Origin of the sequence: Ruminococcus sp. N15.MGS-57, assembly GCF_000980385.1 — a bacterium.
Classification (GTDB): Bacteria; Bacillota; Clostridia; order Oscillospirales; family Ruminococcaceae; genus Hominimerdicola; species Hominimerdicola aceti.
This window is the reverse complement of the sequence record NZ_LARF01000031.1, coordinates 22770-28895: the sequence shown is the minus strand read 5'-3', so window position 1 is coordinate 28895 and position 6126 is coordinate 22770. Positions and strand designations below refer to the sequence as shown.

Genomic DNA, 6126 nt, shown 5'->3' with positions numbered 1-6126 from the left:
TGACCGTCAGTCCATTACCTTCTTATTATATCAAAATAAGCATAGCCTGTCACCACTGTAGTCAGCAGTTTGGACTATGCTAATATCATACCAAAGAGGGTGTGACCAATGGCTGAACAGCAGGTCTTTGCCACAAAGGGAAATCTTATACTTTATAAAAAGGCTCTGAAGCTTGCCGCATTGGGCTATGAGCTTCTGGACAGAAAAAGAAATATCCTTATAAGAGAGCTTATGAGCCTTGTTGACAAAGCAGGGGAGCTTAGAGGAAGCATTGAGGACACCTACAAGGAAGCCTACAGCGCACTCCAGCTTGCAAATATCTCCATGGGTCTTGTTACACCTTATGCAAATTGTATCCCTGTTGAAACAGGCGTTGAGATAAGCACAAGAAGCGTCATGGGCGTTGAGCTGCCAAAGGTCACCCTTAAAGAACGCCCTCTGAAAGTCACATACGGCTTTTCTCAGACCGATTCTCAGCTTGACAGAGCCTATCTTGCCTTTGAAAAGGTAAAACAGACCACAGCAGTCCTCGCAGAGGTGGAAAACAGTATCTACAGACTGTCCGTAGCCATAAAAAAGACACAGCGCAGAGCAAACGCCCTGCAAAACATAATCATTCCAAGAAATGAACACATAGTGAAATTCATTACTGACTCTCTTGAAGAAAAGGACAGAGAGGAGTTCTCACGAATGAAAGTAATAAAGGCGGCAAAGCTAAAGTCGGCACAGAAATAATAATTGTAGGGGCTGGCGCCCTCGACAGCCCGCTTTTCAACGTTGTTTTGTTTATTGTGGGGGCGGTCACTCTCCGTGACGGGCATTTCACGCCATAATTTTATTAATGCAACACCCTTGTACTGCACAAATAAATTGTAGGGGCGACCTGAGGTCGCACGTCTGGTCGCCAGCTTGCAGCATTATAAAAACATGAAAGGAAAGATAAAAAATGGAATATATCAAAAAAGTATTCAGAAGCTATTGGATATTGTCCATATTCTGCGTAGTGCTGGGCATTGCGCTCATAATCGACCCTAATTTCTTCACCGCCGCCATAGGCTATGTTATTGGTGGACTTTTCACCGCATTCGGTGCAGTGGAGCTTATAAGATACTTCGCCATGGGCAGAGACGACCAGAGCTATTCTTCAAGCCTTGTGAGAGGGATCATCCTCGCTGCCATAGGCATTTTCATTATCATAAGACCTGATTTTATCCCGAAAGTCATTGCCGTTGTCTGCGGACTTTATATGCTCATAAGCGGCATCGTGAACATTCAGGACTCCCTTAACCTTAGACGTGCAGGTGTAGAAAGCTGGAACGTAAGCTGTATCTCAGCCGCTGTTACCACTCTCGTTGGTATACTTCTCCTCTTTGACCCTCTTATTTTAGGGGAAACCGCAATGATAGTCCTTGGTATCGCTCTGCTTGTTTCAGGTGTGACGAATATCTTCGGCTGTTTTACCGCAGGCTCAAAGCTCAAAAAGGTAAATAAGCTTATGAAAAAAGAACTCAAAGACAGACCTGATAAGGATCATTATATAGATATTTAGGATATTATCGTAGGGGCGACCTAGGGTCGCCCACTTTTTTCACTATTTTAGCAGTTTGATGTATTTCTTTACAAAAATATGTGAATTTTATTGACATAGGATGTGATTTCACAAGTTTCAACAAATATTTTTGCATCGATTTGTAAAAGTCTATAAAAATTAAAAAAAGCCTTGACAAATGAGGTCAAAAGGTATATACTCATAACTGTAAACAGCAAAGGCGCTGTGAACCACTTAGGTTCGCAGTGTCTTTTTTTATTTTTCTTAGACTATAATTTATAATAGGAGGAATTCAATATGGCAAACGTTCCTGAATATTTCGGCTCAGACGTATTCAATGAATCAGTGATGAAAGAAAGACTTCCAAAGGCTACATACAAGGCTTTGAAGAAGACTATCGACAACGGCGATCCACTTGATATCGAGGTTGCAAACATCGTTGCAAACGCAATGAAGGACTGGGCAGTTGAAAAGGGCTGCACACATTACACTCACTGGTTCCAGCCAATGACAGGTCTTACAGCTGAAAAGCTCGACAGCTTTATCTCACCAACTGAGGACGGTCACGTTATCATGGAGTTCTCAGGCAAGGAGCTTGTTAAGGGCGAACCTGACGCTTCTTCTTTCCCTTCAGGCGGATTGAGAGCAACATTCGAGGCAAGAGGCTATACAGCTTGGGACCCAACTTCATACGCATTCATTAAGGAAAAAGCACTTTGTATTCCTACTGCTTTCTGTTCATACAATGGCGAAGCGCTTGATAAGAAAACTCCGCTTCTCCGTTCAATGGAAGCTATCAATAAGTCAGCTCTCAGAATTCTGAAGTTGTTCGGCTCAGACGCAACAAGAGTTACCTCAAACGTTGGTCCTGAGCAGGAATACTTCCTTGTAGACAGAGAGATGTATGCAAAGAGAGAGGATCTTATCCTTGCAGGCAGATCACTTTACGGCGCACCTGCTCCAAAGGGTCAGGAACTTGAAGATCACTATTTCGGTACTATCAAGACAAGAGTTCAGGCTTACATGAAAGATCTTGACGAGCAGCTCTGGAGACTTGGTATCTACGCTAAAACAAAGCATAACGAGGTAGCGCCTGCTCAGCACGAGCTTGCTCCTATCTATGGCACAACAAATATCGCCACCGACCACAACCAGCTCACAATGGAGATCATGAAGAGAACAGCCAGAAAGCACGGCTTCAAGTGCCTGCTTCATGAGAAGCCATTCGCTGGCATCAATGGTTCCGGTAAGCATAACAACTGGTCTATCTCAACAAACACAGGTGTAAACCTCCTCGACCCTGGTAAAACACCTGCTGAAAACGCTCAGTTCCTTCTGTTCCTTACAGCAGTTATCAAGGCTGTAAATGATTATCAGGATATCCTGAGAGCTTCAGTTGCTTCTGCTGGTAACGACCATAGACTTGGCGCTAACGAAGCTCCTCCGGCTATTATTTCTATCTTCCTTGGCGACGAGCTTACAGGCGTTCTCGATGCTATCGTAAACGGCGTTAAGTATGAGGACAAGAGAGTTGAGATGGAGATCGGTGTTGACGTTCTGCCACACTTCCCTAAGGATACAACAGATCGTAACAGAACTTCACCATTTGCATTCACAGGTAATAAGTTTGAGTTCAGAATGCCTGGTTCAAAGCTTTCAGTAGCAGGCCCTAACACAGTTCTTAACACTATCGTTGCTGACGTTCTCGATCAGTTTGCTGACGAGCTTGAAAAGGCTGACAACTTCCAGGACGCTCTTGACGATCTTATCAAGAGAACTATCAAGGAAAATCAGAACATCATCTTCAACGGCAATGGTTATTCAGACGAGTGGCCTGTTGAAGCTGAAAAGAGAGGACTTCTTAACCTTAAGTCAACTCCTGAAGCTGTTCCAACATTCCTTGCACAAAAGAATGTTGACGTATTCTCTAAGTACGGAGTTTATACAGAAGCTGAGCTTCAGTCAAGAGTTGAGATTCTCCTCGACGAGTATTGCAAGACGCTCAATATCGAGGCTCTTACAATGATCGACATGGCTAAGAAGGAGATCCTTCCTGCTGCCGCTAAGTATATCAAGGATATCGCAAAGACTGCTGAGCTTGCAAAGAGCTGCGGTGCTGAAACTGTATTTGAGGAAGAAACCGTTAAGGAAATCTCAGCTCTCGTAACTGAGATGTACAAGGCACTTGGCACACTGGAAGCTGATGTACAGAAAGTACACTCTATCGAGGACACACAGGAAATGGCAAACTACTTCCACGATACTATCTTTGCAGATATGGGCGCTCTCAGAGTTCCGGCTGATAAGATCGAAACACTGGTAGGCAAGGATTACTGGCCTTATCCAACATACAGCGACCTGCTGTTCTACGTTAAGTAAGGGACAATTCAAATTTTCAATATAACACGGACTTTATAACAAACTAACCACAGATCTACTATTTTGTTCCCCTACAGCCACAATAATATACAGAATGCACAATGAAGTGTATGACAGACCGAGCCGAATGGCTTTGGTCGTCATACACTTTTTTGTATTTTAGGAGGAAAAAGATATGACAAACACTGTAACAGTATTGGCTGAAAGCACAGGCTTCAGTGCCGTCAATACTATATGGGTACTGTTGGGAGCTGCACTTGTATTCTTTATGCAGGCAGGCTTCGCAATGGTTGAAACGGGCTTCACCCGTGCGAAAAACGCAGGTAACATAATCATGAAAAACCTGATGGACTTCTGTATCGGAACTCCGCTGTTTTGGCTCTTTGGTTTCGGTTTAATGTTTGGCGACGGAAAGTTCATCGGAGCTTACAAGGGAATAGCTGATTCAACATATGCCTCAGCTGCTCCAGACGGAGTGCCTTTCTTTGCTTTCCTTATCTTCCAGACAGTTTTCTGTGCAACAGCAGCAACTATCGTTTCTGGAGCTATGGCAGAAAGAACAAAGTTCATTTCTTATTGTATCTATTCAGCAATTATAAGCCTTCTGGTCTATCCTATCGAGGCTCACTGGATCTGGGGCGGCGGCTGGCTCGCAGACCTCGGCTTCCATGATTTCGCAGGTTCAACTTGTGTTCATATGGCAGGCGGCGTTGCAGCATTCGTTGGCGCAGCTATCCTTGGCCCTCGTATCGGTAAGTATGACAAGAACGGCAAGGCAAAGGCTATCCCAGGTCACTCACTTACACTTGGCGCACTTGGCTGCTTTATCCTTTGGTTCTGCTGGTTCGGTTTCAACGGTGCGTCAACAACTTCAATGGAAGGCGACGCTATCCCGCTTGCAGGTAAAGTTTTCGTAACAACAAACCTTGCAGCAGCAGTTGCAACTATCACAACAATGATTTTTACTTGGATCAAGTATAAGAAGCCTGATGTTTCAATGACACTTAACGCTTCACTTGCAGGTCTGGTAGCTATCACAGCTCCATGCGACACAGTTTCACCAGTATCAGCAGCTATAATCGGTATCGTTGCAGGTATCCTCGTAGTTGTAGGTGTAGAGTTTATAGATCAGGTACTCAAGATAGATGACCCAGTTGGTGCTTGTGGAGTTCATATGCTCAACGGTATGTGGGGTACTATCGCAGTGGGTCTTTTCTCAGACGGTACTTGCGGTGAAAAGGGACTCTTCACAGGCGGTGGAGCACATCTCCTTGGTATCCAGCTTCTCGGTATGGTATCAGTTATCGCTTGGGTAGCTATCACAATGACTATCGTATTCCAGATCATCAAGCACACGATCGGTCTTAGAGCTTCCGAGCAGGAAGAGATCCTTGGTCTTGACGTTACAGAGCATGGTCTTGTATCTTCTTACGCTGACTTCGCACCAGCAATGTCACAGGCAATGCTCAGCTATACAAAGGACGACGCAAAGAGCGTTGTAAAGGTAGACAAGTCAACAGAGCCTGTAGTTCCTGTTGAGAAGGCCATCAAGGTAGAATCTTATGCAACAGACGCACCGTCTGCTGACGGCACACCTAAAATGACAAAGGTCGCTATCATCTGCAAGCAGCAGAAGCTCAACGATCTTATCACAGCTTTGGAGGACATCGACGTAACAGGTGTTACAGTAACGAACGTTCTTGGCTGCGGAATGCAGAAAGGACAGCCTGAGTATTACCGTGGCGCAGTTGTTGAAACAAATCTGCTGCCAAAGGTAAAGGTCGAGGTCGTTATTTGCAAGGTACCAACAAGAGCAGTTATCGATGCTGCAAAGGCAGCCCTTTATACAGGTCATATCGGAGACGGAAAGATCTTTATATACAACATTGAGAACGTAGTAAAGATCAGAACGAATGAAGAGGGTTATGACGCACTTCAGGACGATTAAGCCTTAAAGATGACGGGTGACTACCCAATAAAATTGCCCCCATCCCACTTATAAATTATAGCTTGGAACCCGTGGTCGGAGAAATTCGGCTGCGGGTTTCAAGTTTTTATGAGTGGGAGTATAAGTGAGGAATGAGGAGTGAGGAGTGAGGAGTGAGGAATGGGCAAAGCCGACCAGAGTAAAGAACAAGCACAAAGTAAAAGTCAGCACCGAGCGGAGCGATTTTGCGGCGGAAGAACTTGCCCGAATA

4 protein-coding genes are annotated in these 6126 nt (G+C 44.7%); all 4 read left to right on the top strand.

All coding sequences use genetic code 11. The features are described 5' to 3' along the window. The first annotated feature begins 108 nt into the window (after nucleotides 1-108). Nucleotides 109-735, top strand: a complete 627-nt coding sequence (locus WS40_RS07600) for a V-type ATP synthase subunit D (protein ID WP_046441532.1) — start codon at nucleotides 109-111, stop codon at nucleotides 733-735. Nucleotides 736-946: 211 nt separating this feature from the next. After that, nucleotides 947-1549, top strand: coding sequence for an HdeD family acid-resistance protein (locus tag WS40_RS07595; protein WP_051706771.1), 603 nt, complete (start codon nucleotides 947-949; stop codon nucleotides 1547-1549). Between the two features lie 297 nt (nucleotides 1550-1846). Further along, entirely contained in the window at nucleotides 1847-3928 is a 2082-nt protein-coding gene (locus WS40_RS07590; protein ID WP_046441530.1) for a glutamine synthetase III family protein, read from the top strand. A gap of 175 nt (nucleotides 3929-4103) precedes the next feature. After that, entirely contained in the window at nucleotides 4104-5876 is a 1773-nt protein-coding gene (locus WS40_RS07585; RefSeq protein ID WP_046441528.1) for an ammonium transporter, read from the top strand. The last annotated feature ends 250 nt before the right edge of the window (nucleotides 5877-6126 follow it).

Coding starts and splice junctions, on each gene's coding strand:
- WS40_RS07600 (WP_046441532.1), top strand. CDS start 109: ATGGCTGAACAGCAGGTCTTTGCCACAAAGGGAAATCTTATACTTTAT.
- WS40_RS07590 (WP_046441530.1), top strand. CDS start 1,847: ATGGCAAACGTTCCTGAATATTTCGGCTCAGACGTATTCAATGAATCA.
- WS40_RS07585 (WP_046441528.1), top strand. CDS start 4,104: ATGACAAACACTGTAACAGTATTGGCTGAAAGCACAGGCTTCAGTGCC.
- WS40_RS07595 (WP_051706771.1), top strand. CDS start 947: ATGGAATATATCAAAAAAGTATTCAGAAGCTATTGGATATTGTCCATA.